This is a genomic window from Bacillus sp. CCB-MMP212, from assembly GCF_022748145.1.
Lineage (GTDB): Bacteria > Bacillota > Bacilli > Bacillales > Bacillaceae_G > Bacillus_A > Bacillus_A cereus.
This window is the reverse complement of record NZ_JALDQE010000004.1, coordinates 180126-205090: the sequence shown is the minus strand read 5'-3', so window position 1 is coordinate 205090 and position 24965 is coordinate 180126. Positions and strand designations below refer to the sequence as shown.

The window sequence follows — 24965 nt, the reverse complement described above, 5'->3', positions numbered from 1 at the left end:
CTAAATATTTTTCTCATAATATTCTTCTGCGATCTCTTCGTAAAAAGCCGCAGATGTTGTGTAGAAATATGGAATTAACCATAAGAATCCAATCCCTAATGTAATACAACTTAATATAAACCAACCGATAAAACTTAAACATAAAATAAAATACTCCATCTTATGTCCATCCATCATACGACGACTTTCTGTAATAGCTTGGTTCAGTGAATATTCAGGATGATCGTTTATAATAAAGTATGTCATCGCATAAGAAAATGATTTAATAATACCTGGAATAATGAACAATAACGTCCATAAGAAAAGATAAAGATTTACTAATAAATATAATAAAAATGATTTTAGAAATCTCTTTCCCTCTGAAAACCAAATGAATACATTACCGATACTAGCTTGATTTTCACGAAGGATATTTAAACCAAGGTAATATCCACCTAAAGTTAACGGCCCAGTAACAAAAAATGTAAGAATATTCGTTGAAAGTGAACCATTTGTTTTTTGCCAACCGAAAATTAAAGAAAATCCCCAATCAACACTAAAACTAAAAGCCGTGATAAGAATTGAAATGAGCAGTGTAGCTCCAACAGCTAATCCCCACTTCCCTTCTAATGAATCTAGTGCTTCTCCTTTTAGATCACTAATCATGCGTAGCCTCGCCTCCTATACACAATAATTCTATTAGTATAGCATGTTCCTATTGAAATTCACCTTTTGAAATGTAGCGATAAAAGTGTGCTGTCGTTGTACTCATATACGGACTAAGCCAAAGAAATCCTATTCCAAAAGTAAGAAGCGCTAAAACAACCCAGCCTATGAAGCTCAGCCATAAAAGAAACAAATCTAACTTATGACCCCTCATAAGATTCTTACTTTCCTTCATCGCCTGCGAAACACTATATTCTGGATTTTCAATCATCACATAGTACGTCAGTGCATAAGAAAAATACATCACAATCATACCAACAATTGAAATTGCTAATAGTACGAAGAAAGCTATTGCAAATGACGTATTCCCTTCTTCACCTAACAATGCAAATAAGCCTATTAACAGCATCGGAATCCATGTACCCGTATATAACAAAATCGCAAGCATTGCCCACATTGTTTTCATCATTCTTTTAAAGCCACGAAATCCTTCGAATAAGTAATCTACTTTAGCATCTTCTCGTTTACTAATCTGTAAAAATACATTTGTATAACCATATGACGTAATCCCATACGATGCGTTACTCAAAATTATCATAATGCAATAAAAAATTCCAAAGGTAATACCCGCTCCAATTGACATCGTTTCCGCTTCAAATGATCCAGTCACACTTACAACTGAAAGAAATATAATAATTCCTGGAATTAATAATATAAGCATTGCAGCCATCGAAACGACATAACTTAAAATAAAATATAAAATCGTTGATCCAACACCTAGTCCCCATTTCCCCTTTAAAGAGTACAATGCTTCTCGTTTCATTTCACCGATCATTGATTCATCCCCTTCATAAAATATAAATTGTTGTACACTTCTACTTATACAAGCATCAATATAATTATACCAGTTTTGTAAAATTATCCATAAAATACACAAAAAAATCCGTAAAGGCAAGGCCCTTACGGATTTTTTTACTTCATATCAGAAACATTTAAACGGTTCACAGCACGTTGTAATGCCATTTCTGCACGTCTAAAGTCAACATGTGCTTGTTTGTCTTGCATACGTTGCTCAGCGCGACGCTTCGCTTCATTTGCACGATGGATATCGATATGGTTTGCTTCTTCAGCAGATGATGATAATACAGTTACTTTATCTGGACGAACTTCGATAAAGCCACCACTTACTGCTACATAATCAGTGTGTCCACCATTTTTCAGACGAACCGCACTAATTTTTAATGGTGCAACAGTTGGAATGTGACCTGGTAAGATCCCCATTTCCCCACTCTCTGCTTTTACACTTACCATTTCTACTTCTTTTTCGTAAACCGGTCCATCAGGAGTTACAATACTGACTGGAAATGTCTTCATACTTCGTCCCTCCTAAGGCCTTACGCCATCATTTTCTTCGCGTTCTCAATAACTTCTTCAATGCTACCAACAAGGCGGAATGCATCTTCTGGAAGGTCATCATATTTTCCTTCTAGAATTTCTTTGAAGCCACTAACTGTATTTTTTACAGGTACGTAAGAACCTTTTTGACCTGTAAACTGCTCAGCTACGTGGAAGTTTTGAGATAAGAAGAATTGAATACGACGAGCACGATGTACAACTAACTTATCTTCTTCAGATAACTCATCCATACCTAAGATAGCGATGATATCTTGAAGTTCTTTGTAACGTTGTAAAGTTTGCTGCACTTGACGTGCTACTTCATAATGCTCTTCTCCTACGATTTCTGGAGAAAGTGCACGAGATGTAGATGCTAATGGATCTACGGCTGGGTAAATACCCATTTGTGTTAAACGACGCTCTAAGTTTGTTGTTGCATCTAAGTGAGCGAATGTTGTAGCTGGTGCTGGGTCAGTATAGTCATCGGCTGGTACATATACCGCTTGGATAGACGTGATAGACCCTTTATTTGTAGATGTAATACGCTCTTGTAATTGACCCATTTCTGTTGCAAGTGTTGGTTGGTAACCTACCGCAGATGGCATACGACCAAGAAGGGCAGATACTTCAGAACCAGCTTGCGTGAAACGGAAGATGTTATCGATGAACAGAAGTACGTCTTGTCCTTGCTCATCACGGAAATGCTCAGCCATTGTTAAACCTGTTAATGCAACACGTTGACGTGCTCCAGGTGGCTCATTCATTTGTCCGAATACCATCGCAGTTTTCTTGATTACGCCAGAATCGCTCATTTCATGGTATAAGTCATTACCCTCACGAGTACGCTCACCTACACCAGCGAATACAGAGATACCACCGTGCTCTTGTGCGATGTTGTTAATTAATTCCTGAATTAATACTGTTTTACCTACGCCGGCACCACCGAATAGGCCGATCTTACCACCCTTAATGTAAGGAGCAAGTAAGTCTACTACTTTAATACCAGTTTCAAGAATTTCTACTTTAGTAGATAATTCTTCGAATGCAGGTGCTTGACGGTGAATTGGATCACGGTGTACATCCGCAGGAAGTTCACCATCTAAGTCAATTGCATCACCTAATACGTTGAATACACGACCAAGTGTTGCATCACCAACTGGTACAGAGATTGCTTTACCAGTATCTTCTACTTCTGTGCCACGAACAAGTCCATCTGTGGAAGACATCGCAACTGTACGAACTGTATCATCACCTAAATGAAGTGCAACTTCAAATGTTAAGTTCATGCTTCCGTTTTCGTTGCTTTGTTTTACCGTAAGGGCGTTGTAGATTTCTGGTAGCTTTCCGCCATCAAACTTAACGTCTACAACCGGACCCATGATTTGCGTAACGCGCCCTTTATTCATCGGGTTCCCTCCTAGCTTTCTTTTAATTAGCCAGCTTTCTAAGCGAAGTCGGCTTTTAATTTTTTATTAGTTTAGCTTACGCGACTCTTTTGAAAGAGCCGCTTCCACTTTTTATTGAATCTAGTTCCAGCGGCTAGAACAGTCGGTCATTTCGCGCCTTCCTGTGAGGCAAACTACGCCTCTTCGTCAGGAGCTCCAATGCCCTCCTGTTCTGGACGAGCCGCTTCCACTTTTTATTACTATTCTAACGCTGCTGCTCCACCAACGATTTCCGTAATTTCTTGCGTAATCGCTGCCTGACGCGCACGGTTGAATGAAAGTGTAAGTGAATCGATAACTTCCATTGCGTTGTCTGTAGCACTCTTCATTGCTGTCATACGCGCTGCGTGCTCACTTGCTTTACCATCTAGTAATGCACCGTACACTAAGCTTTCTGCGTATTGTGGCAATAATACTTTTAAAATTTCTTCTTCAGAAGGTTCGAATTCATAAGCTGTCGTCGGTTTGTCAGACGCCACATCAGTAAGCGGTAAAATTTTATTTTCCGTTACTTCTTGTGAAATTTTACTTACGTAATGGTTGTAGTAAATATACAGCTCATCATAAGCACCATCTGCGAACATCGCAATTGCTCGAGAAGCAAGATCTTTAATATCAGTAAATGATGGGTGGTCAGATAATCCAACTACTTCATCAATGATGTTAAAGCCGCGACGTTTTAAATAATCACGTCCTAGTCGTCCAAGTACAATAATTGAATATTGATTTGAATCCATATTATGACGTTCACGTATTACGTTACTTACTGTACGTAATACGTTACTGTTATAACCACCTGCTAGTCCGCGATCAGATGTAATAACGATGTATCCTGTACGCTTTACAGGACGCGCATTTAGCATTGGATGATTAATTCCTTTACTTCCTTGCGCAATGCTCGCTACTACTTCTTGAATCTTTTCCATATACGGAACGAAAGATTTAGCATTTTGCTCTGCACGATTTAACTTAGATGCAGATACCATCTCCATCGCCTTCGTAATTTGACTCGTTTTCTTTGTCGAGGTAATCTTCGCTTTTATATCGCGTAAAGATGCCACAGGTTTTCACCACCTTTTTTCCGGAAGTTGGCACGATTAGTAAGAATCCTCTTCCTAATCTACGTTGCAAGATATTCTTGCTCATGATTGAAGGAAAAGAATAGGTGCACCTACTCTTTTCCTTTACATAACCGTCAGCAATCTCAGAGGCTGAGATGCCTTATATATTATCTAGCGTCGGCGGCTTGTACGAGCCGCTTCCGCTTTTATTAATCTAGTTCCGCCTCTTAGCCGATGGGGCTGAACAGTCGGCTTCACTTTTATTATTATTCAGAAGCTACGAATACTTTTTTAAATCCGTTAATTGCTGCTGCAAATTTGTCGTCATCCGCAAGTTTCTTAGTTGTGCGGATTTCTTCTAATAAGTCAGTCGCATTAGAATCTAACCAAGCATGGAATTCTTCTTCGAAACGAGTGATATCTACTACCGGGATATCATCTAGGAATCCACGTGTTAAAGCGTAAAGAATGATAACTTGTTTCTCTACACGTAACGGTTTGTGTAATCCTTGTTTTAATACCTCAACAGTACGAGCACCACGGTTTAATTTCGCTTGAGTTGCTTTATCAAGGTCAGAACCGAACTGAGCGAACGCTTCTAACTCACGGTAAGATGCAAGGTCAAGACGAAGTGTACCTGATACTTTACTCATTGCTTTAATCTGAGCAGATCCACCTACACGAGATACAGAAGTACCCGCATCAATCGCTGGACGTACGCCAGAGAAGAATAGGTCAGATTGTAAGAAGATTTGTCCATCCGTAATAGAAATTACGTTTGTTGGGATGTATGCTGATACGTCCCCTGCTTGTGTTTCGATGAAAGGTAGTGCAGTTAAAGAACCGCCGCCTCTTGCATCACTTAATTTTGCTGCACGCTCTAATAAGCGAGAATGTAAGTAGAATACATCCCCTGGATAAGCTTCACGACCTGGAGGACGACGTAATAGTAATGACAGCTCACGGTAAGCCGCTGCTTGTTTTGATAAGTCATCATATACTACTAATACGTGTTTACCATTGTACATGAACTCTTCACCCATTGTTACACCAGCATAAGGAGCTAAGTATAATAATGGAGCTGGTTGAGAAGCAGATGCAGTTACAACGATTGTGTACTCTAATGCACCGTGCTTACGTAGTGTTTCTACTACGTTACGTACAGTTGATTCTTTTTGTCCGATAGCTACATAGATACAAATCATATCTTCATCTTTTTGGTTAATGATTGTATCAAGTGCAACTGCTGTTTTACCAGTTTGACGGTCACCGATGATTAACTCACGTTGACCACGGCCAATTGGTACAAGAGCGTCGATCGCTTTAATACCTGTTTGAAGTGGCTCATGAACAGATTTACGATCCATTACACCTGGTGCTGGACTTTCGATTGGACGAGTGTTTGTTGTATTGATTGGGCCTAAACCATCAACTGGTTGACCTAATGGGTTTACAACACGACCAATTAGTTCTTTTCCTACTGGTACTTGCATGATGCGACCAGTACGACGAACTTCGTCACCTTCACGGATTTCTGTGTAAGGTCCTAAAATGATAATACCTACGTTGTTTTCCTCTAAGTTTTGTGCTAGTCCCATAACGCCGTTAGAGAACTCTACAAGCTCACCAGCCATAACGTTATCAAGACCATGAGCACGCGCAATACCGTCACCAACTTGGATAACTGTACCAACATCACTAACTTCGATTTCAGACTGATAGTTCTCGATTTGTTGCTTTATCAGTGCGCTAATTTCTTCAGCTCTGATGCTCATGTGCTTCACCCCTATCTATTCTTCATTAATTCACGCTGAATACGTGCTAATTTTCCTTGTAAACTTCCGTCATAAATGCGATTTCCAATGCGTACTTTAATTCCGCCTAGTAAATCTTCATCTACAACATTTTTCACGCGAATTGCATCTTTTCCCGTTCTCTTTGCAAATGCTTCTGCAATGTTAAGCTTCTCTTCTTCAGATAGAAGACGAATAGAATATACAGTTGCATCCGCTACGTTACGTTCTTCATTAGCAAGAACAACATATTCATCTGCAATTTCAGGTAAGATATCAATACGCTTGTTATCAATTAAAATATATAACGTATTTAAAATTGATTCAGAAACAGATCCGAATACGTTTGCAAGAAACGTTTTCTTCTGCTCTTTTGAAATGTTCGGTTGCGTTAAAAAGCTATGTAGTTCTCCGTTCTTTACATAAACGTTTTGTACAAGGCGTAATTCTTCTTCAAACATTTCTAATACGTGTTTTTCTTTTGCAATTTTAAAAAGAGCGACAGCATAACGTTTTGCTACAATCCCATTGCTCATCGCGCTTCTCCTACTTCTTTAATATAATCGCGAATTAACTTAACTTGATCTTCTTCTTTTAATTCTTTTTCAATTACTTTAGAAGCAATTTGAACAGATAAAGAAGCGACTTGTTCTTGTAAAGCAGCAATCGCTTGCTCTTTTTCGCGTTGAATTTCTTGTACAGCAGATGCTTTAATTGATTCTGCTTCTTCTTTCGCAGCAGCAACAATAACATCCTTTTGATCTACAGCTTGTTTTTTCGCTCTTTCGATTAACTCTTGTGCTTCAACACGTGATTGTTTTAACATTTCACGTTGTTCTTCTACTAACTTCTTCGCTTCAGCGTTACTTCTTTCTGCAGCGTCGATTTCATTAGTAACATGCTCTTCACGTTCTTTCATAATTCCCATTAAAGGACCCCACGCAAATTTGCGTAGCATTACTAATAGAATTAAGAAAATGAACAATGTATAAGCAATCGTTCCAAATGGAATGGCAGCTCCTAATAATAAAGTTGGCACAAGGATTCACTCCCTTCAAAATATCTAAATTGATCATATGAAAAAAAAAGACATACGTTTCGTTCATAAAGCAATGGCGAAGAAAGTTCGGAAAAACACTCTTCGCCATCTATGTAAGGGGAGTCTCCCTTATTTGTTCATTACGATGAATGCAATAACTACACCGATGATTGGAAGTGCCTCAACTAAAGCAACCCCGATGAACATAATTGTTTGAAGTGCGCCTTTTAATTCTGGTTGACGAGCAACACCTTCGATTGTACGTGATACGATAAGACCGTTACCAATACCTGCACCTAATGCTGATAAACCAATTGCAATTGCAGCTGCGATTACACCTAAACTCATTTAATTTGTCCTCCTTTGTATTATAAAAAAATAAATTTTTTCTTACTTAAATTATATTAATGGTCATGACTTACTTTATGAGCCATATAAACCATCGTTAACATAACGAAAATAAATGCTTGGATTGATCCAACGAATACACTGAATCCCATCCATGCTAACATTGGTACAAGCGCACCTAATGCTCCAAGGAATGATGCCCCGCCTAACTTAGCAAGTAATCCTAATAAGATCTCACCTGCATAAATGTTACCGAATAAACGAAGACCTAACGTTAATGTGTTAGCAAACTCCTCAATAACCTTTAATGGGAATAAGAATTTCATAGGTTGGAAATAACCTTTAACATACTCTTTCGTACCCTTCATCTTAATTCCATAATAATGGGTGAGGGTAACTACCATCACGGCTAATGTTAATGTAACTGCTGGATCAGACGTTGGTGACCTCCACCATGCAATATGTTCGCCAGCTTCAGTTGCTGAATACATGAATGGTAAACCAAGGAAGTTCGATACGATGATAAACATGATAAGCGTAACGCCAAGCGTTAAGAAACGTCCACCTGTTTTCCAGTCCATCGTACTATTGATAATCCCTTTCACGAAGTCAAACACCCATTCCATGAAGTTTTGCATCCCGGTTGGGCGAAGGGCTAAGCTGCGAGTTCCGATAACAGCGATTAAGAAAACAATAACTGCTGCTACAGTAACCATCATAACTGATGACAAATCGAACGTTAAACCTAGAAATTCAACTAATTTACCGTGTTCCACTAGTAATTCACCTCTCTTCCCTGCTCTTATACTCTAAATAAAGAAAATCTATGATCATGACAAGGTATCCTGTCAGCAATCCTACACCTAAGCCCCACATCGCAATTAACTCTTGATATTTGGCTGCAAATAAAATTAATAACCCAATCGTGGCGAATCTTGAATATGTACTTACAGCTGTCGCCTTAAACTTCACGTTTTCTCCATTTGTTACGCGATCTAACAGCTTGTCTGTTCTACGTGCAATGATGCGCAAACTAAGAAAACTGAAAATCGTTCCGATAATCAGCCCAAGAAATACATCCTTGTAAGAGGTAAATCCCCATCCTAGCACTAGAAGCGCAAGCAAGTAGTACATATATTTCTTTTGTCTTTGGACAAGTCCATGTACGTCTATCATCATTGCTCTCCCGAATAGTAATGTCGAATGAGTCGAATCATTGCGTATACCCCTGTTCCTAACCCGAGTAATAACCCTATAATAAGAAACAATGGAAACGTTCCAACCTTATTATCAATCCACTGCCCACCAAAGATTCCAACAAGTATAGAACCGACTAACTGAGCAAGAATTCCTGACATTAAAGCATATGCTTTTATATGGCTGCGATCGTTTTTTTGCAAGGATTCATCCCTCCAATATGTAACCCTCATTCACGATGTGTTAATAATAACTCATTTTTTTGCATAAATCCTATACAAAACAAAAAGTTTACATTTTCGTCACGGAATAGATGTAATTTTGTCACTGAAAGCCCTACCATCTATCCCCGTTGTTAGCATACAATAGGGTATTAACAGTGTCAACGAGAAATCGTAAAAAATCTAAAAATTTGAGTATTAGGCATTTCCTCCCAAAAATGAAAACGTTCCCCTTCTAAATACTGGTTACATATATGCAATTTCTAACAGTTTTCTCTTTATAATAGAAGGAAATGTTCACAAGTTTGTCACTATTATATTTTCGAGATATAACGCTTTCCTTCCATAATATAGTGTTCCTCAGACGTAAGACTTCTATATTATATGTGATGTGTATGCAACTTATGTTGTATATACGATGTATATTTATCCTCCCCCTCCCCTACTTGCTTGCAGCAAAAAAAAACGAGCAGGGGAATCTCCCCTGCTCGTCAGTTGTCTTACTTCGTTCCGAATAAACGGTCACCAGCATCACCAAGACCTGGTACTACATATCCGTGGTCATTTAATTTCTCATCTAATGCTGCTACATAAATATCAACATCAGGATGTTCTTCTTGTACTACTTTTACCCCTTCTGGAGCTGCAACGATACACATTAATTTAATTTGTTTCGCACCGCGCTTTTTCAGAGAGTTAATCGCTTCAGCCGCAGAACCACCTGTTGCTAGCATCGGATCTAGTACGATAAAGTCGCGCTCTTCTACATCCGTTGGAAGTTTCACATAGTATTCTACCGGTTGCAATGTTTTAGGGTCACGGTATAAACCAACGTGTCCTACTTTTGCTGCTGGAATTAATTTCAGAATTCCATCAACCATTCCTAAACCTGCACGTAAAATCGGAATTAAACCAAGTTTTTTACCAGCGATCACTTTTGTTGTCGCTTTGCTTACAGGCGTTTCAATTTCGATGTCCTTAAGCGGAAGGTCGCGAGTAATTTCGAAAGCCATTAAGCTTGCTACTTCGTCCACTAATTCACGAAAATCTTTCGTACCTGTATTCTTATCGCGAATATATGTAATCTTATGTTGAATTAACGGGTGATCAAATACATACAGTTTTCCCATGTGAATCTCTCCTTTAGATGATATTCATGCGTTTGCACGCTTTTTTACACTATTTACGATTGTAAAGAAAACGCTACTAATATTCAAGGGCAAATTTGGCAAAATCATGATTTTACGATGAATCTATCTAGTATCTTTACCAATTATGGGAGCTGTATCCTTCATTATATCGCCAAAATTTATTCATCATTTGTATACATACTTTAAAAATAATATATGTCCACAAAAAAGACCGCCAAAACAATTAAGTCTCGGCAGTCTTCTTCAATCTATTATAGATTTGGATACATTGGGAATTTGCTAGTTAACGCTTCTACACGCTTACGTACTTCTTCTAATGCAGCTTCATTTTCATGATTTTTTAATGTATAAGCAATAAGTGACGCAATTTCATCCATTTCTTCTAAACCGAAACCACGAGATGTTACAGCTGCTGTACCGATACGTACACCACTTGTTACAAATGGGCTTGCTGTTTCAAATGGAATTGTATTTTTGTTCACTGTAATACCAACTTCATCTAATACGTGCTCTGCTACTTTACCTGTGATTTCTAAGTTACGAACATCAATCAAGATTAAGTGATTGTCTGTTCCGCCAGAAACAAGTGTAAGTCCTTCTTTTTGAAGACCTTCAGCTAAGCGGTTCGCATTGTTAATGATATTTTGTGCATATGTTTTGAAATCATCTTGAAGTGCTTCACCAAACGCAACAGCTTTTGCAGCGATTACGTGCATAAGTGGACCACCTTGAATACCAGGGAAGATTGATTTATCAATTTGTTTTGCAAATTGCTCTTCACATAAAATCATACCACCACGCGGGCCACGTAACGTTTTATGTGTTGTCGTTGTAACGAAATGTGCATGTGGTACTGGATTCGGATGTAAACCAGCAGCTACTAAACCAGCGATATGTGCCATATCAACCATTAAATAAGCGCCCACTTCATCTGCAATCTCACGGAATCGCTTGAAATCGATAACACGAGGGTATGCACTTGCACCTGCAACGATTAATTTTGGTTTATGTTCTTTCGCTTTTGCTAATACATCATCGTAATTAATACGGTGAGAGTCAGCATCCACGCCATATTCTACGAAATTATATTGTACTCCACTGAAGTTAACAGGGCTTCCGTGTGTTAAGTGACCACCATGAGATAAATTCATACCAAGTACTGTATCGCCTTGCTCTAAAATCGTGAAGTATACTGCCATGTTCGCTTGTGCACCAGAGTGTGGTTGAACATTTACGTGCTCTGCGCCGAAAATTTCTTTCACGCGATCACGTGCGATATCTTCTACTACGTCTACGTGTTCACAGCCACCATAATAACGTTTTCCAGGATATCCTTCAGCATACTTATTCGTTAAAACAGAACCTTGCGCCTCCATTACTGCTTCACTTACGAAGTTTTCCGAAGCAATTAACTCAATCTTCGAACGCTGTCTTCCTAGTTCTGCCTCAATTGCAGCAAATACCTTTTCATCTTGACGTTTTAAATGATCCACCAAAATCCCCCTTTTCTGAACGAATTACATCAATTCCCAACAGTTTTTTCTTATTTATTCAGAAAAAACGAAAATTCAGGTTGTAATTCTTTCGAACCTTCATGTTTTCAACTACATTCTAACATGACTTTCTATATCATAAAAGAAAAAAAAGACCGAAAATCGGTCTTTTCTTTCTTCTACTATAAAGTCAGACAACATACCTTTTATCTTATGATAAACAGCTACTATATGACTTCCTAATTTCTCATATTTAACTGCAAGTGGTAGTCTCTTCCGCCACCGCGTAAACAGCACGTGCTCCACCTATTAGTTTTCCACGTGTTTTGGCCATCGTTACATGTGCACTTCCAATTGCCTTCACACTTGTACGAACCGGGACAGCTACATGTTTTAAATGCATACCAATAAACGTATCACCAATATCCATTCCTGCATCTGCTTTAATAAACTCAACTACTACCGGATCTTTCAAATTGTGATACGCATATGTCCCCAATGCACCACCTGCTGATCTAACAGGCGTAACTGTTACAATTTCAAATTGATATTTTATCGCTACTTCTCTCTCAACCACTAAAGCACGGTTTAAATGCTCACAACATTGAAACGCTAATTCAATACCTGTTTGCTCTTGAAATTGTTTTAACTCAGAAAAAATCGCCTCTGCTACTTCCATCGTTCCTGATGTTCCAATTCTTTCGCCTAGCACTTCACTCGTGCTACAACCCACTACAAAAAATTGACCGCTTTGTAATGAAGCTTGTTCTTGGAAATCAGAAAGCGACATTTGTAGCTGTTCTCTTACCTTTACGATTTCTGTCATTACGCCTCTTCCTTTCACAGGTTGGTTCACCAAATTATATTTCACACTACTGATAGTTAGAATGTATTACTTTGTTTCGTATGTTTTAATTTTTCCTACGCGGTTTTCGTGACGACCACCTTCATAGTCAGTTGTTAACCAGATTTTCGCGATATCACGCGCTAGACCAGCACCAATTACACGCTCGCCCATTGCTAGCATGTTAGTGTCATTATGCTCTCTCGTTGCTTTCGCGCTGAAAGTATCATGAACTAACGCACAACGGATACCATTTACTTTGTTTGCTGCGATTGACATACCAATGCCTGTCCCACAAACTAAAATACCACGATCCACTTCACCATTCGCTACCATTTCAGCTGCTGGAAACGCAAAGTCAGGGTAATCAACAGAACCAGCTTCACATTCACAACCTAAATCAACATATTCAATATTTAACTCTTCTAATAAATTTACAAGTTCTTTGCGGATATTCATACCGCCGTGATCAGATGCTATTACTACTTTCATTTTTACCCCTCCAAAGTTTCAATCAATTATCTTCATTTCACACTCGCTACCTTAATAGGAGGAAGTGATCTCCAATATCGTATTATACACGAAACATCAACCTACCGAATGTTTTTTCAGTAAAGTTTGTACAAGTTTTTCCATCTCATCTAACGTTTCTTTATAAATAGAAAGCGAGCCTCCAAATGGATCTGAAATGTCCTTGCCTATACCTTCAGTTAATCCATATAACGTATTCAATTTCTTTTCAACACTCGGATAATGCCCAAGTACAATTTGTTTATGATTTTCTGTCATCGTTACGACAATATCAGCCCAATCAAGCAAAGTTTCATTTACTTGCTGCGCGGTATGGTCAATTGAAATCCCTTTTTCAGCTAAAGCTTCCTTCGCATGTACCGATGCATCGCTCCCAGGATAGGCGAAAACACCGGCAGATTGTACTTCAAACCTATCTCCTCCGTGATGACGAAGCAACGCCTCAGCCATTGGACTACGACATGTATTGCCAGTACAAACAAATAATACTCGTTTCATCCAAACCCACCCCTATATTCGATTTCTTACCACTCATCATAACTTACATTAGAATAGAACAAAAGAAATGTGAATATACAAAAGGCGCATTTCTCTTATATTTTTTCTAAGAAAAATGCGCCTTATCCACATATATGTGAAACCCTATTTCCAAGTGCCCAGAGTATTTTAACATACCTACTGAATATGCAACAAAAATAAGGAATCCATTTCATACGAAACGGATTCCTCTTATACAGCAATTATTTCATTGTAACTTTCATTACTTCTGTTGAACCTTTTGTAGCTGTTACGCCTACAGTTGTCTTAATAGACTCAGCTGCATCTGTGTTTGTAATAACGATTGGAGTAATTGTGCTTTTCGCTTTTTCACGGATTAATTCTAAGTCGAATGAGATTAATTTATCTCCAGCTTTTACAGCTTGGCCTTCAGAAACGTGAGCTTCGAAACCTTCGCCTTCCATTTTTACAGTTTCTAATCCAACGTGGATTAAAATTTCTGTGCCATTTTTCGCTTTAATTCCGATAGCATGTTTTGTGTGGAATAATTGTACGATTTCACCATCAACTGGAGATACAACTACACCTTCAGTAGGATCGATTGCAACACCGTCACCCATCATACGACCAGCGAATACTGGATCTGGTACTTCTTCAATATTTTTCACTGCTCCAGTTAATGGAGCTACGATTGTTTCTTCATTTGTTTTTGAACCAAGACCGAATAATTTTTTAAACATAGGATAGTCCTCCTTATAATTTACCTAAAAGTTTATAGGGCAATCCCTAGTAAAGCTCGGGATACATGTAAGACTTCATACTTCGAATATTATACTGTAAAAACGCTTTCGAAATAAATTACGTCATTACTAATAGACTCTTATTGTAGCGCTTCACAAAATTCCAGTCAATTCTGATTGTCTGAATAACAATAAGAAGTTAACTTCTATTTATATTTTCTCTTTTTTTGCCCAACTTGTCTAGAGGTCTTTACCACATTTTATTTTTTGTTGTTAATTTGTAAAATTTAATTCAAACTTTTTTCAAAATCCACTTGACTAAAGTAAGTAACTATTTTATTATTACTTACGTAAGGTAAGTTAATAACTTTTAGGAGGTTTTTAAAAATGATGGATTTCGGTCTACTTATTATTCGTCTTATTATAGGAATTACATTCATGGGTCATGGCGCTCAAAAATTATTTGGTTGGTTCGGCGGTTACGGTTTAAAAGGAACAGGTGGCTGGATGGAGTCAATCGGTTTACGCCCTGGTGTATTTATGGCATTTATGGCTGGCGCAACTGAATTACTAGGTGGTTTCTTATTCGCATCAGGTATTTTCATTGTAGTTGGTTCATTATTTATCGTTGGAACAATGTTAATGGCTATCTTCACTGTTCACGGAAAAAATGGTTACTGGGTAACACAAAATGGATATGAATATAACTTAATGTTAATCGCTGTTGCTGTTGGTGTAGCTTTAATCGGACCTGGCGCATACGTTTTACTTTAATTTTTATCTCAGATTTGAGATTCTTGAAAAAGAACTTACTTCATTACAATTGAAGTAAGTTCTTTTTATGAAACAAAATATTATTTCCAGCAGGATTTTCTCATCGTTATCTTGTAAACAAACAATAAGTATTCATATTTAGAAAGGGGATTACAAGCATGTTATCCATTAATCCAAATGAACAAACTGAAAAAGATAATTACAAATTACTTACTGGAAGTATCATCCCTCGCCCTGTCGCATTCGTTACTTCTTTAACAAAAGACGGTGTATTAAACGGCGCACCATATAGTTATTTTAATATTGTCGCTGCTAATCCACCACTTATCTCAGTATCTGTACAACGAAAAGCCGGAGAAAGAAAGGACACTTCCCGAAACGCAATTGAAAAAGGTGAATTTGTCGTACATATTTCTGACGAATCATATGTAGCAGCAATTAATGAAACAGCAGCTAATCTCCCGCCAAATGAAAGTGAAATTGAACTAGCAAAACTAACACCAATTGAAAGTGAAGTCATCTCCGTTCCAGGTGTAAAAGAAGCAAATATTCGAATGGAATGCGTATTAGAACGTGCAATTCCACTTGGTGGAACAGAAGACTCACCAGCTTGTGATCTACTAATTGGACGCGTCGTTCGTTTCCACGTTGCCGAACATCTATATGAAAAAGGGCGCATTCACGCAGAAGGACTCAAACCAATAAGCCGCCTAGCAGGACACAACTATGCAAAATTAGGAGAACAATTTGAATTAGTTAGGCCAGTTTAAAAGTGGAATTGGCCCGTTTAGCTCTGACCAGCTAAGGTTCTCTCGCACAAAAGGTGCTTTTTACCTTTCGTGCGGGAGGTTCTTAGATGCGAAGAGCTGGCCACTGGAACTGGATAATATCTAAAAGTGGAAGCGGCTCGCTCAGAATCGATTCCTGCCATCACTTAAACATAAAAATCCCCTGCTTTTTAGCAGGGGATTTTTATCATTGTAATTCTTCCTTCTTTTCCTCTAAAGTAGGCAGTTTTTCTTTTTTCGGTTTCCCTAGCTTAATTACGAAGAAGTATAGGGAAAGCAGTGTAATAAGAAAAACAATTAAAAACGGGTACGGAGAGTAAAAGGCACGCGCCGCCTCAGTCTTTCCCGCAACAAATTTCAATGACTCAATATCTAAAAACTCAGCAAACATTTGTACACCGAGCATACTAAACCAAAAAACAAAAAAACTAATAATAACACCAAAAACTTGCTTCAATCTCGTCATTCATCTCATCCTTTCTATATCTGTAATTTTTAGTGCAATAAATATAGTACCAACAAAATATTCACAGAAAGGAACCATCTCACCATTCACGAATTAACTTAATCCAACCTAACATCGAAATTTGCAAAATAATACCCCAAATTATAAGTATTCTTAGCCATCGAGGAAAGAAGGTTAAAAACTTAACATACCATTCCAATAGCTTGTTCATAATTCCCTCCTACATAAAATTATATAGGAAAAAGGATATATAATCCAAATCCAACCAAAATGATACCACCTACTATCTCACCATATGTACCGAGCATATCTTTCGCATGTCTCCCAATTAATAAACCAATCCACGCTAATAACATGCTAACAAATCCAAAAAGTAATATTGTAATGATTGTTTGTGCCCCATAAATACCAAGACTAAGCCCTACTGAGAAACTATCTATACTAACGCCAAATGCAAATACGAATAAGCTAATTCCAATAGGGGCAGTTCTAGTCTCTTCATTTTGTAAAATGGTCGAATATACGATATAAAAACCTAGTCCGATTAATAAAATAGCACCCGCAAAATGTGCAATATCTCCATATTTCTCTGATAAAAAACGACCTAGTACCATTCCTATAAACGGCATAATAATATGAAATATCCCTATCGTCATACCAATATACAGGATTTGTCTTAACTTTAGAGGCATCATCCCCATACCAAGACTCACCGAGAACGCATCCATCCCTAAGGCGAATGCCATAATTATTAAAGGTATTAGCTGTTCAAACGTCATTCATGCCCCTCCTTGGACGTGCTACTTCACAATATGCTTATCCAAGGAGAAATATTCTGTTTGCTAATCGTACCTTATCATTCAATAATAATATGATGTCCTGCCGCTTTTGTTAAACGATTCATAATAGCATTTCCTATTCCTTCATTAGGGAACGACTCACTAAAAATAACATCCACTTCACTTGCATCAAATGTTCTAAGTACATCATATAATTTAGTCGCAACGCTAGCTAAGTCACTTCGAACACCACAAGATAATATAACATCTGCGCTATATACATGCTGATACTCTTCCGTCGTTAATACGCCTACTTTAAATCCTTCTTCCTTTTTCTCATCTACAAGATGCTGAATAAACTCACGTGAGCCCTCAACAATACTAAGTGGTGCTTTCGGCGCATAATGTGTGTATTTCATTCCAGGTGATTTCGGTTTTTCCTTCTCATCCTTTAAAGCTGGATCTAAAGAAACGGTACCTATCACTGCTTCTAATTGTTCTTTCGTAATCCCACCTGGACGTAATATTGTTGGAACCGCGCTTGTACAATCAATTACAGTTGATTCAACGCCTACTCCAGTTGCACCACCATCAACAATACCTGCAATCTTCCCATTCAAATCTTCATATACGTGAGAAGCTAATGTTGGACTTGGACGCCCTGAACGATTCGCACTTGGTGCCGCAACAGGTACATTCGCCTCTTCAATAAGAGCAAGTGCAATTGGATGATCAGGCATTCTTACTCCAACCGTATTAAGTCCTGCGGTCACCTTCTCTGAAATCCCTTCTTTTCTCGGCAAAATAATTGTTAATGGCCCTGGCCAAAAATGCGCCATTAACTTCTCTGCAACTGGTGGAATTTCTTTCACAATGCCATCTAACTGAGATTTTGTACCTATGTGGACAATAAGTGGATTATCACTCGGTCTTCCTTTCGCTTCGAAAATTTTTGCGATTGCTTCATCATCCATCGCGTTTGCACCTAACCCATATACTGTTTCCGTAGGGAAAGCAACCGCCTCATTTTCTCTTAATAATTTTGCTGCTTCTTGTAACTGTGGATAATATTTTTTTCTTTCCACAACATTATCCACAACCCACATATTTGTATGCATTTTTTTCCACGTCCTTTTCTACCCTTAAATACTTGTCTATTTTTAGTTTACTATGAGATTTATCCAAAAGACAAACAAGGTTTATCCACAAAATGTGGATAAACCTAATTAATCCGTGGATAACTTTGTGAATAGCTGACAATTTAGTATTATTGCATTCTGCTCTTTTATATTTTTACAAAAATGTTCTAACTGTTGAATTCCCTCTGGAACCTCATCCTTTTCTATAGTAAAAAAGTCAAAGAACTGAAAGATTGGTACAGATTGTGGATGGTTTGTTAGTAAGTACAATTGTTGAACACTTTTTTCTTTCATATACTGCAAAAACATTTCAAAAAAATATAAGAAAGTCTGTTTATCCACATGAGGTGTGAATAAACAAGAACGAATAAGTACATCTTCCCCACTTTGTTCATAACCAATTACAGCTCGTATTTCCTCCGCCTCTTCCAAAATCATAAATTGTGCGTACAACTCATTTATTTTATCATCTTTTTTATTAGCTTGTCCGAAAAAAGAATGTAATCTTTCCACATCTGCCTTCGTAGCAAAATACACTTTCTTCATAATAAATCCCTCCTCATTTTTATATATGAGGAGGGATTTATTAATAGTACTATTTAGAGAATAAAGATGTAAAAGCTTCTACAATAAACAATTTAACTTCTGGCTTTTCTTCTTCCTCTTCTACTTTTACATACTCATTTTGCTTTTCTTGTTTTTTCTCCACAGGTTTCTCCACTTTTTCCACAGTTTTTGTTTCTTCTTTGCTTACAGGCTGCTCTTCGACTTTTGTTTCATTTTTTACTACTTTCTTTTCAGAAGATGTTACTTTTTTTACTACTTCCTGTTTTACAACTTTCGTTTCTTTTACCTTATCCACTTTCTTCTCTTCTGTATTTACTACTTCCTCATCTAGTTGTTTCACCTGCTCCTCTTCAGGAGATTCCGCCTTCACAACGTGCTCTTCTTTTCTTACAGCTGTCCCACTCGAAAAATCTAAGAAACACATTGGTGGAAATAATACACACCACCAGTTCGCCCCTTCACCTTCTCCAATTGTAATCAATACCGCTTCATATTCTCCTGCTGGATAAATAAAATTCCCATATACCTTTGTAGGAAACTTTACATTCTTACTAAATTTCACTTGAAATGATTCTTTACTTCCTTCTCTTTTTAACGTATTTTCCACCGTTTTCTCGATTTCTGGAATATGACTTTGAATTACTTTGCGCGCCTCTTCAAATGAAGTTAAATCCGCTACCCATCCATCAATTTGTGCTTTTACTTCATCACGCACTTTACGCTTTAATGCCTGATCTTTATCTGAATCGCTATTTGCTAAAATTCGCAATCGAACGGCCTCTTTCGGAATAACTGAAGGCCCTTTTGCATCAGCTTTCATATATCCAAACTGCACAAGTAACTGTGCACCAATTAATAATATAAGAAGATAAGCAATAACTTGTTTTTTCATTTCCTCCACCGTCCCCTCTACAAACAGTGTGGACAGACTTTCATATTTCTAAACTATTAAATTCAAAATCTATATGAATTTTCCTACAAAAAAAAATAGAGTAAGGTGTGAACCTTACTCCATCTCTGCAAATACCATACGGTCTTTTCCGTTAATATCAAAAACAACCTCAACATGGGCATGTGGAAAAGCTTGTTGTAACAATCTTTTTACATCCTCACCTTGTCCTACTCCAATTTCAAACGCTACAATTGCTTTCTCCTGCAACACATTCGGCAATTCTTCCATAAAACGGCGATAAAAATCTAATCCGTCTTCTCCACCAACAAGCGCTCTCTTCGGCTCATGCTCTTTCACAACAGGAGAAAGACCACGCCAATCCTCTTCCGGTATATATGGAGGATTTGAAACAACAACATCTAGCTTTTGACCCGTTTTATCAAATGGTGACAATAAATCACCGTGATAGAACGTTACTTCTGCACCTAAAGCTTTTGCATTTTCTTTTGCAACTTCAATCGACTCTTGTGCAATATCTACTGTATACACGTGGAGATTTTTATTTTCTAAAGCAAGCGTAATAGAAATCGCTCCACTACCTGTGCCTATATCTGCTACATGTAGTTCCTTGTCGCCAAAATGGCGCTCAATTCTTTCTAATACTCCTACTATAAGCTCTTCTGTTTCCGGTCTTGGTATTAATACTTCTTCATTCACAAAGAACGACCGGCCATAAAACATTTCATAACCAATCATATATTGAATAGGAATACCTTCTACATGCTTGTGGATAAACTCCGTAAAGCTTGCCTCTTGTTCCTCATTTATTTCTTCACGCATATTCATAAGTAATCCTGTTCTGTTCATCTTTAATACATGACAAAGGACAATTTCTCCCGCATTTTCATCTCGTCCATTTTCCTGTAAAAAAGAAGAAGCCCATTTCAGGGCTTCATAGACACGCATTACTCAGCTGCCTCCATCCTTTGAGCCTGATCTTCCATCACTAAGGCATTGATGAAATCATCTAACTTACCTTGTAAGATTTGATCTAGCTTTTGAATCGTTAAACCGATTCGATGGTCTGTAACACGGTTTTGCGGGAAGTTATACGTACGAATACGCTCTGAACGATCACCCGTACCAACAGCTTGTTTACGGTTTTGATCATATTCAGCTTGTGCTTCTTGTCTAAACTTATCATAAACACGTGCGCGTAATACTTTCATCGCTTTTTCTTTATTCTTAATTTGTGATTTCTCATCCTGACAAGATACAACTACACCAGTCGGTAAATGCGTTAAACGTACCGCTGACATCGTTGTATTAACACTTTGTCCTCCAGGACCACTAGAAGCGAATGTATCAACACGAACATCTTTCTCGTGAATGTCGATTTCTACTTCTTCTGCCTCTGGTAATACAGCTACAGTTGCTGTAGATGTATGAATACGTCCACCAGATTCCGTTTCAGGAACACGTTGTACACGGTGAGCACCATTCTCGAATTTCAGCTTCGCGAAAGCACCTTTACCGTTAATCATAAAGATAATCTCTTTATATCCACCTAACTCTGTATAGCTAGCCTCGATAATTTCTGTTTTCCAACCTTGAACCTCAGCATAACGGCTATACATGCGGTATAAGTCACCAGCAAATAAAGCGGCCTCGTCGCCACCAGCAGCCCCACGAACCTCAACGATAACGTTCTTATCATCATTAGGGTCCTTTGGAACTAGTAAAATTTTCAGACGTTCTGATAACGTTTTTTCTTGTGATTCTAACTCAGAAACCTCTTCTTTTACCATGTCACGCATTTCTGCGTCTAACTTCTCTTCTAACATTGCTTTCGCATCTTTTAATTGCTCACGAACATCCTTATACTCACGATACACCTCTACCGTTTCCTGTATATCAGACTGTTCCTTTGAATATTCACGAAGTTTATTTGTATCGCTAATAACCTCTGGGTCACTTAACAATTCATTTAACTTCTCATAACGATTTTCTACAGCTTGCAAACGATCTAACACATCATTCACCTCTACATCCTAGTATCTAATACAAATAGTATATGGTACTTACTCAAAAAAACGCAAATTATATTTAAAAGTGGAGGTGGCTCGTCCAGCTCTGACCAGCTAAGGTTCTCTCGCACAAAAGGTGCTTTTTACCTTTCGTGCGGGAGGTTCTTAGATGCGAAGAGCTAGCCACCGGAACTAGATATATTTAAAAGCGTAAGCGGCTCACACCAACCACACTCTCTATTCTGAAAAAAACCCGCCTTGCGCAGCGAGTTTTACTTATCTTTGTTTGTAGGAACTGCATGACAATGACGACAGCGTGGCTCATACGATTCTGAAGCCCCAACTAAAATAATCGGATCATCAAATGCCGCTGGTTCTCCATCAATTAATCGTTGTGTACGACTTGCCGGAGATCCACATGCAGAACATACTGCTTGTAGCTTTGTTACATGTTCAGCAATCGCCATCAGCTGAGGAACTTGTCCAAATGGTAGACCACGGAAATCTTGGTCTAAACCAGCTACAATGACACGATAGCCACGATTTGCCAATACTTGCACCACTTCCACAATGTCCCCATCAAAGAATTGTACCTCATCGATTGCAATTACATCCATATCTTCAGTGATATGTTCAAATATATCTTTTGAAGCTGAAACAGGAACTGCTTTTACCTTTAATCCGTTATGTGATACAACGTCTTCTTCACTATAGCGATTATCAATACATGGTTTAAATACAATTGCATGTTGTTTCGCAAATTGCGTACGGCGCACACGGCGGATTAACTCTTCTGATTTACCAGAAAACATACTACCGCAAATCACTTCAATCCAGCCATTTTGATTTATTAAGTACATGAAGCTCTCCTTTCATCTACTTTTTAGTTAAAAGTAGGGTAAAGGTATAATATTTTCACAAAAAAAACAGACAAGCGAATACATACACTTGCCTGTTTTATGTTTTTATTACTTGATACCGTATTTCTTATTGAAGCGATCAACGCGTCCGTCTGCAGTAGCAAACTTCTGACGTCCAGTGTAGAATGGGTGAGAATCAGAACTGATCTCAACTTTTAGTAATGGATAAGTGTTACCATCTTCCCACTCAACAGTTTCGCTAGAGCCTTTAGTAGACCCGCTTAAGAATTTGAAGCCTGTGTTTGTGTCCATGAATACAACTTTCTTGTAATCTGGGTGAATTCCTGCTTTCATTCTTTTCATCTCCTTCCGCCCTGAATCATTTTCGAAACAGAGTTTTTCATCTTCAGCTGCATACACAACTATATTGATGAAACACATATGATGAAATTATAACAAGGCTAACTTCATTTTGCAACTACCTGTTTTTGTCTTTTGAAATTTAAAGTGTAGACGGCTCGTTTAGCTCTGACTGGCTAAGGTTCTCTCGCACAAAAGGTGCTTTTTACCTTTAGTGCGGGAGGTTCTTAGACACGAAGAGCTAGCCGTCGGAACTAGATACAATTTAAAAGCAGAAGCGGCTCGTTCAGAATGGGAGGGGGATGGAGCTTCTGACGTAGAGGTGCTTTTTACCTCGTAGAAAGACGCGAAGCCACCTACCATTCTAGCCGCTGGAGCTAGATATCACCTTAAAGTGGAGGCGGTTCGTTCTGCTCTGACCAGCTAAGGTTCTCCCACTTATTTCTCTCTTTAATATCACCTAAAAGGCATAAAAAACTCGCTTACTATAAAATAAGCGAGTCCCAATCTTTTCCCTTTACTTAGTTGTTACATATCTTTTCGAGTCTGCAACAATGTTTTGTAAAAATTCTTCGTTTGTCTTCGTTTGACGAAGCTTACGTAAGAAACCTTCAACAAAGTCTGGTGTATCACGCATTGTTTTACGAATGCCCCATAACTTGTCTAAATGCTCTTTTGGAATTAATAGATCTTCTTTACGTGTACCAGAACGACGAATATCAATCGCTGGGAAGATACGACGTTCAGCTAACGAGCGATCTAAGTGAAGTTCCATATTTCCAGTTCCTTTAAATTCCTCGTAAATAACATCGTCCATACGAGATCCTGTATCAACAAGGGCTGTTGCTAAAATCGTTAAGCTACCGCCTTCTTCAATATTACGTGCAGCTCCAAAGAAACGCTTCGGTCTATGGAAAGCCGCTGGGTCGATACCACCCGATAATGTTCTACCACTTGGCGGAATAACGAGGTTGTAAGCTCGCGCTAAACGGGTAATACTATCCATTAAAATGATAACATCTTTTTTGTGCTCTACAAGACGCATTGCACGTTCTAACACAAGTTCAGCTACTTTAATATGATTTTCTGGTACTTCATCAAAAGTAGAACTTACAACGTCGCCCTTAACAGAACGTTCAATGTCTGTTACTTCCTCTGGACGCTCATCAATTAAAAGCACAATTAATTCTGCTTCTGGATGATTTGTTGTAACACTGTGTGCAATTTCTTTTAATAGACTTGTTTTACCAGCCTTTGGAGGCGCAACAATTAAACCACGTTGTCCAAATCCAACTGGTGCGATTAAATCCATGATACGTGTCGGTAACTTTTTCGGTTCCGTTTCCAATTTCATTTGGCGATCTGGGTATAATGGTGTTAATGCAGGGAAATGCACACGCTCTTTTGCTGAATCTGGATCATCTCCGTTTACAGCTTCAACTTGTAATAACCCAAAATAGCGTTCATTTTCTTTCGGAGGTCGTACTTTACCAGAAACTTTGTCTCCATTACGTAAATCGAAACGACGAATTTGCGAAGCTGAGATATAAATATCTTCTGAGCTTGGAGAATAGTTGATAGGACGTAGGAATCCAAATCCTTCTGATTGAATAATTTCTAATACGCCTTCCATGAAAAAGAAACCTTCTTTTTCTGCTCGAGCTTTCAAAATAGAAAAGATTAACTCTTTTTTCGTTAACTTGCTATAATACGAAATCTTAAATTCTTTCGCAAGCTCGTATAACTCTTTTAATTTCATGTTTTCTAATGCTGCAATTGACAAATTCATTCAGACACCACACTTTAACGTTATTCTCTTTTTTCATGGGTAAAGGGAAAAAATACGGAAGGCAAATAATTAATAATGAAAGGCAATAAGTTCAAGTAGGGTAATATTCACTATTGTAACCCT

At 38.1% G+C, this 24965-nt stretch carries 32 protein-coding genes; 2 read left to right on the top strand and 30 right to left on the bottom strand.

All coding sequences use genetic code 11. From position 1 onward, the window contains the following. From MRP26_RS12850 to MRP26_RS12760, 19 genes are all read right to left on the bottom strand, one after another. Positions 1–645, bottom strand: coding sequence for a DUF975 family protein (locus MRP26_RS12850; protein ID WP_023523558.1), 645 nt, complete (start codon positions 643–645; stop codon positions 1–3). A 49-nt stretch (positions 646–694) separates the two neighbouring features. Next, positions 695–1480: a DUF975 family protein gene (locus MRP26_RS12845; RefSeq protein WP_053563312.1), complete on the bottom strand. Its 786-nt coding sequence runs from the start codon at positions 1478–1480 to the stop codon at positions 695–697. Positions 1481–1617: 137 nt separating this feature from the next. Next, entirely contained in the window at positions 1618–2019 is a 402-nt protein-coding gene (atpC, locus tag MRP26_RS12840) for a F0F1 ATP synthase subunit epsilon (RefSeq protein ID WP_000847215.1), read from the bottom strand. A 20-nt stretch (positions 2020–2039) separates the two neighbouring features. Continuing rightward, positions 2040–3446, bottom strand: a complete 1407-nt coding sequence (atpD, locus tag MRP26_RS12835) for a F0F1 ATP synthase subunit beta (RefSeq protein ID WP_001032596.1) — start codon at positions 3444–3446, stop codon at positions 2040–2042. Positions 3447–3685: 239 nt separating this feature from the next. Then, positions 3686–4546 (bottom strand): F0F1 ATP synthase subunit gamma, encoded by an 861-nt coding sequence (gene atpG / locus MRP26_RS12830; RefSeq protein ID WP_000157703.1) that lies wholly within the window; start codon positions 4544–4546, stop codon positions 3686–3688. 266 nt (positions 4547–4812) lie between these two features. Continuing rightward, the gene (gene atpA, locus MRP26_RS12825) at positions 4813–6321 is read right to left on the bottom strand and encodes a F0F1 ATP synthase subunit alpha (RefSeq protein ID WP_000027521.1); all 1509 of its coding nucleotides are present in this window, start codon (positions 6319–6321) and stop codon (positions 4813–4815) included. 11 nt (positions 6322–6332) lie between these two features. Beyond that, positions 6333–6875, bottom strand: coding sequence for a F0F1 ATP synthase subunit delta (gene atpH / locus MRP26_RS12820; RefSeq protein WP_000064682.1), 543 nt, complete (start codon positions 6873–6875; stop codon positions 6333–6335). Beyond that, entirely contained in the window at positions 6872–7378 is a 507-nt protein-coding gene (gene atpF / locus MRP26_RS12815) for a F0F1 ATP synthase subunit B (RefSeq protein WP_001142615.1), read from the bottom strand. Before atpF ends, atpH begins: the two co-directional genes overlap by 4 nt. A 129-nt stretch (positions 7379–7507) precedes the next feature. Further along, positions 7508–7726 (bottom strand): F0F1 ATP synthase subunit C, encoded by a 219-nt coding sequence (atpE, locus tag MRP26_RS12810; protein WP_000052064.1) that lies wholly within the window; start codon positions 7724–7726, stop codon positions 7508–7510. 56 nt (positions 7727–7782) lie between these two features. After that, positions 7783–8502, bottom strand: coding sequence for a F0F1 ATP synthase subunit A (gene atpB, locus MRP26_RS12805; protein ID WP_000399870.1), 720 nt, complete (start codon positions 8500–8502; stop codon positions 7783–7785). A 7-nt stretch (positions 8503–8509) separates the two neighbouring features. Further along, entirely contained in the window at positions 8510–8902 is a 393-nt protein-coding gene (locus MRP26_RS12800; protein ID WP_000567600.1) for an ATP synthase subunit I, read from the bottom strand. Beyond that, entirely contained in the window at positions 8902–9126 is a 225-nt protein-coding gene (locus MRP26_RS12795; RefSeq protein WP_001171223.1) for an AtpZ/AtpI family protein, read from the bottom strand. The genes MRP26_RS12800 and MRP26_RS12795 overlap by 1 nt, the downstream gene beginning before the upstream one ends. Positions 9127–9152: 26 nt before the next feature. Further along, positions 9153–9266, bottom strand: a complete 114-nt coding sequence (locus MRP26_RS12790) for a DUF4024 domain-containing protein (protein ID WP_000232962.1) — start codon at positions 9264–9266, stop codon at positions 9153–9155. 378 nt (positions 9267–9644) lie between these two features. Further along, entirely contained in the window at positions 9645–10274 is a 630-nt protein-coding gene (upp, locus tag MRP26_RS12785; RefSeq protein ID WP_000517539.1) for a uracil phosphoribosyltransferase, read from the bottom strand. A 272-nt stretch (positions 10275–10546) separates the two neighbouring features. Beyond that, on the bottom strand, positions 10547–11788 hold the full coding sequence (gene glyA / locus MRP26_RS12780; RefSeq protein ID WP_000349806.1) for a serine hydroxymethyltransferase: 1242 nt from the start codon (positions 11786–11788) through the stop codon (positions 10547–10549). 253 nt (positions 11789–12041) lie between these two features. Continuing rightward, positions 12042–12614 carry a TIGR01440 family protein gene (locus MRP26_RS12775; protein WP_242806180.1) on the bottom strand — a complete coding sequence of 191 codons (573 nt, stop codon included), beginning with the start codon at positions 12612–12614 and terminating at the stop codon, positions 12042–12044. A 66-nt stretch (positions 12615–12680) separates the two neighbouring features. Further along, positions 12681–13124, bottom strand: a complete 444-nt coding sequence (gene rpiB, locus MRP26_RS12770; RefSeq protein ID WP_000869539.1) for a ribose 5-phosphate isomerase B — start codon at positions 13122–13124, stop codon at positions 12681–12683. Positions 13125–13220: 96 nt separating this feature from the next. Further along, complete coding sequence (locus MRP26_RS12765) at positions 13221–13661, bottom strand: low molecular weight protein arginine phosphatase (RefSeq protein ID WP_000832375.1); 441 nt, start codon at positions 13659–13661, stop codon at positions 13221–13223. A gap of 242 nt (positions 13662–13903) precedes the next feature. Then, entirely contained in the window at positions 13904–14401 is a 498-nt protein-coding gene (locus MRP26_RS12760; protein WP_000473666.1) for a PTS sugar transporter subunit IIA, read from the bottom strand. 387 nt (positions 14402–14788) lie between these two features. Between MRP26_RS12760 and MRP26_RS12755 the strand changes: the two genes are divergently transcribed. Continuing rightward, positions 14789–15175: a DoxX family protein gene (locus MRP26_RS12755; protein ID WP_000968616.1), complete on the top strand. Its 387-nt coding sequence runs from the start codon at positions 14789–14791 to the stop codon at positions 15173–15175. A gap of 158 nt (positions 15176–15333) precedes the next feature. Continuing rightward, a complete protein-coding gene (locus MRP26_RS12750; RefSeq protein ID WP_000949046.1) occupies positions 15334–15945 on the top strand; it encodes a flavin reductase family protein in 612 nt (203 codons plus the stop codon). Between the two features lie 205 nt (positions 15946–16150). On the opposite strand, the gene MRP26_RS12745 is transcribed toward MRP26_RS12750, so the two are convergent. From MRP26_RS12745 to rho, 11 genes are all read right to left on the bottom strand, one after another. Then, entirely contained in the window at positions 16151–16429 is a 279-nt protein-coding gene (locus MRP26_RS12745) for a DUF3935 domain-containing protein (protein ID WP_023523563.1), read from the bottom strand. 79 nt (positions 16430–16508) lie between these two features. Continuing rightward, positions 16509–16640: a hypothetical protein gene (locus MRP26_RS30770; protein WP_023523564.1), complete on the bottom strand. Its 132-nt coding sequence runs from the start codon at positions 16638–16640 to the stop codon at positions 16509–16511. 19 nt (positions 16641–16659) lie between these two features. Next, positions 16660–17208, bottom strand: coding sequence for a manganese efflux pump MntP (locus MRP26_RS12740; RefSeq protein WP_000142475.1), 549 nt, complete (start codon positions 17206–17208; stop codon positions 16660–16662). 77 nt (positions 17209–17285) lie between these two features. After that, positions 17286–18326, bottom strand: coding sequence for an L-threonylcarbamoyladenylate synthase (locus tag MRP26_RS12735; RefSeq protein ID WP_000557351.1), 1041 nt, complete (start codon positions 18324–18326; stop codon positions 17286–17288). Positions 18327–18434: 108 nt separating this feature from the next. Next, a complete protein-coding gene (locus MRP26_RS12730) occupies positions 18435–18893 on the bottom strand; it encodes a GNAT family N-acetyltransferase (RefSeq protein WP_000758437.1) in 459 nt (152 codons plus the stop codon). A gap of 49 nt (positions 18894–18942) precedes the next feature. After that, entirely contained in the window at positions 18943–19806 is an 864-nt protein-coding gene (gene spoIIR, locus MRP26_RS12725; protein ID WP_000745068.1) for a stage II sporulation protein R, read from the bottom strand. Between the two features lie 114 nt (positions 19807–19920). Next, positions 19921–20772, bottom strand: coding sequence for a peptide chain release factor N(5)-glutamine methyltransferase (gene prmC, locus MRP26_RS12720; protein ID WP_001267022.1), 852 nt, complete (start codon positions 20770–20772; stop codon positions 19921–19923). Continuing rightward, the gene (gene prfA / locus MRP26_RS12715) at positions 20772–21839 is read right to left on the bottom strand and encodes a peptide chain release factor 1 (RefSeq protein WP_000887066.1); all 1068 of its coding nucleotides are present in this window, start codon (positions 21837–21839) and stop codon (positions 20772–20774) included. Before prfA ends, prmC begins: the two co-directional genes overlap by 1 nt. A 266-nt stretch (positions 21840–22105) precedes the next feature. Further along, positions 22106–22693 (bottom strand): thymidine kinase, encoded by a 588-nt coding sequence (locus tag MRP26_RS12710; protein ID WP_000280851.1) that lies wholly within the window; start codon positions 22691–22693, stop codon positions 22106–22108. 108 nt (positions 22694–22801) lie between these two features. Next, positions 22802–23047, bottom strand: coding sequence for a type B 50S ribosomal protein L31 (locus MRP26_RS12705; protein ID WP_000643435.1), 246 nt, complete (start codon positions 23045–23047; stop codon positions 22802–22804). A gap of 523 nt (positions 23048–23570) precedes the next feature. Continuing rightward, a complete protein-coding gene (rho, locus tag MRP26_RS12700) occupies positions 23571–24842 on the bottom strand; it encodes a transcription termination factor Rho (RefSeq protein ID WP_001053902.1) in 1272 nt (423 codons plus the stop codon). Between the last annotated feature and the right edge of the window lie 123 nt (positions 24843–24965).

Bases quoted from the DNA above. Each gene is read 5' to 3' on its own strand.
- MRP26_RS12850 (WP_023523558.1), bottom strand. From the start codon at position 645: ATGATTAGTGATCTAAAAGGAGAAGCACTAGATTCATTAGAAGGGAAG.
- MRP26_RS12845 (WP_053563312.1), bottom strand. From the start codon at position 1,480: ATGATCGGTGAAATGAAACGAGAAGCATTGTACTCTTTAAAGGGGAAA.
- atpC (WP_000847215.1), bottom strand. From the start codon at position 2,019: ATGAAGACATTTCCAGTCAGTATTGTAACTCCTGATGGACCGGTTTAC.
- atpD (WP_001032596.1), bottom strand. From the start codon at position 3,446: ATGAATAAAGGGCGCGTTACGCAAATCATGGGTCCGGTTGTAGACGTT.
- atpA (WP_000027521.1), bottom strand. From the start codon at position 6,321: ATGAGCATCAGAGCTGAAGAAATTAGCGCACTGATAAAGCAACAAATC.
- atpH (WP_000064682.1), bottom strand. From the start codon at position 6,875: ATGAGCAATGGGATTGTAGCAAAACGTTATGCTGTCGCTCTTTTTAAA.
- atpE (WP_000052064.1), bottom strand. From the start codon at position 7,726: ATGAGTTTAGGTGTAATCGCAGCTGCAATTGCAATTGGTTTATCAGCA.
- MRP26_RS12800 (WP_000567600.1), bottom strand. From the start codon at position 8,902: ATGATAGACGTACATGGACTTGTCCAAAGACAAAAGAAATATATGTAC.
- MRP26_RS12790 (WP_000232962.1), bottom strand. From the start codon at position 9,266: ATGGTAGGGCTTTCAGTGACAAAATTACATCTATTCCGTGACGAAAAT.
- upp (WP_000517539.1), bottom strand. From the start codon at position 10,274: ATGGGAAAACTGTATGTATTTGATCACCCGTTAATTCAACATAAGATT.
- MRP26_RS12775 (WP_242806180.1), bottom strand. From the start codon at position 12,614: ATGACAGAAATCGTAAAGGTAAGAGAACAGCTACAAATGTCGCTTTCT.
- rpiB (WP_000869539.1), bottom strand. From the start codon at position 13,124: ATGAAAGTAGTAATAGCATCTGATCACGGCGGTATGAATATCCGCAAA.
- MRP26_RS12765 (WP_000832375.1), bottom strand. From the start codon at position 13,661: ATGAAACGAGTATTATTTGTTTGTACTGGCAATACATGTCGTAGTCCA.
- MRP26_RS12760 (WP_000473666.1), bottom strand. From the start codon at position 14,401: ATGTTTAAAAAATTATTCGGTCTTGGTTCAAAAACAAATGAAGAAACA.
- MRP26_RS12755 (WP_000968616.1), top strand. From the start codon at position 14,789: ATGATGGATTTCGGTCTACTTATTATTCGTCTTATTATAGGAATTACA.
- MRP26_RS12750 (WP_000949046.1), top strand. From the start codon at position 15,334: ATGTTATCCATTAATCCAAATGAACAAACTGAAAAAGATAATTACAAA.
- MRP26_RS12745 (WP_023523563.1), bottom strand. From the start codon at position 16,429: ATGACGAGATTGAAGCAAGTTTTTGGTGTTATTATTAGTTTTTTTGTT.
- MRP26_RS30770 (WP_023523564.1), bottom strand. From the start codon at position 16,640: ATGAACAAGCTATTGGAATGGTATGTTAAGTTTTTAACCTTCTTTCCT.
- MRP26_RS12740 (WP_000142475.1), bottom strand. From the start codon at position 17,208: ATGACGTTTGAACAGCTAATACCTTTAATAATTATGGCATTCGCCTTA.
- MRP26_RS12735 (WP_000557351.1), bottom strand. From the start codon at position 18,326: ATGCATACAAATATGTGGGTTGTGGATAATGTTGTGGAAAGAAAAAAA.
- MRP26_RS12730 (WP_000758437.1), bottom strand. From the start codon at position 18,893: ATGAAGAAAGTGTATTTTGCTACGAAGGCAGATGTGGAAAGATTACAT.
- spoIIR (WP_000745068.1), bottom strand. From the start codon at position 19,806: ATGAAAAAACAAGTTATTGCTTATCTTCTTATATTATTAATTGGTGCA.
- prmC (WP_001267022.1), bottom strand. From the start codon at position 20,772: ATGCGTGTCTATGAAGCCCTGAAATGGGCTTCTTCTTTTTTACAGGAA.
- MRP26_RS12710 (WP_000280851.1), bottom strand. From the start codon at position 22,693: ATGTACTTAATAAATCAAAATGGCTGGATTGAAGTGATTTGCGGTAGT.
- MRP26_RS12705 (WP_000643435.1), bottom strand. From the start codon at position 23,047: ATGAAAGCAGGAATTCACCCAGATTACAAGAAAGTTGTATTCATGGAC.
- rho (WP_001053902.1), bottom strand. From the start codon at position 24,842: ATGAATTTGTCAATTGCAGCATTAGAAAACATGAAATTAAAAGAGTTA.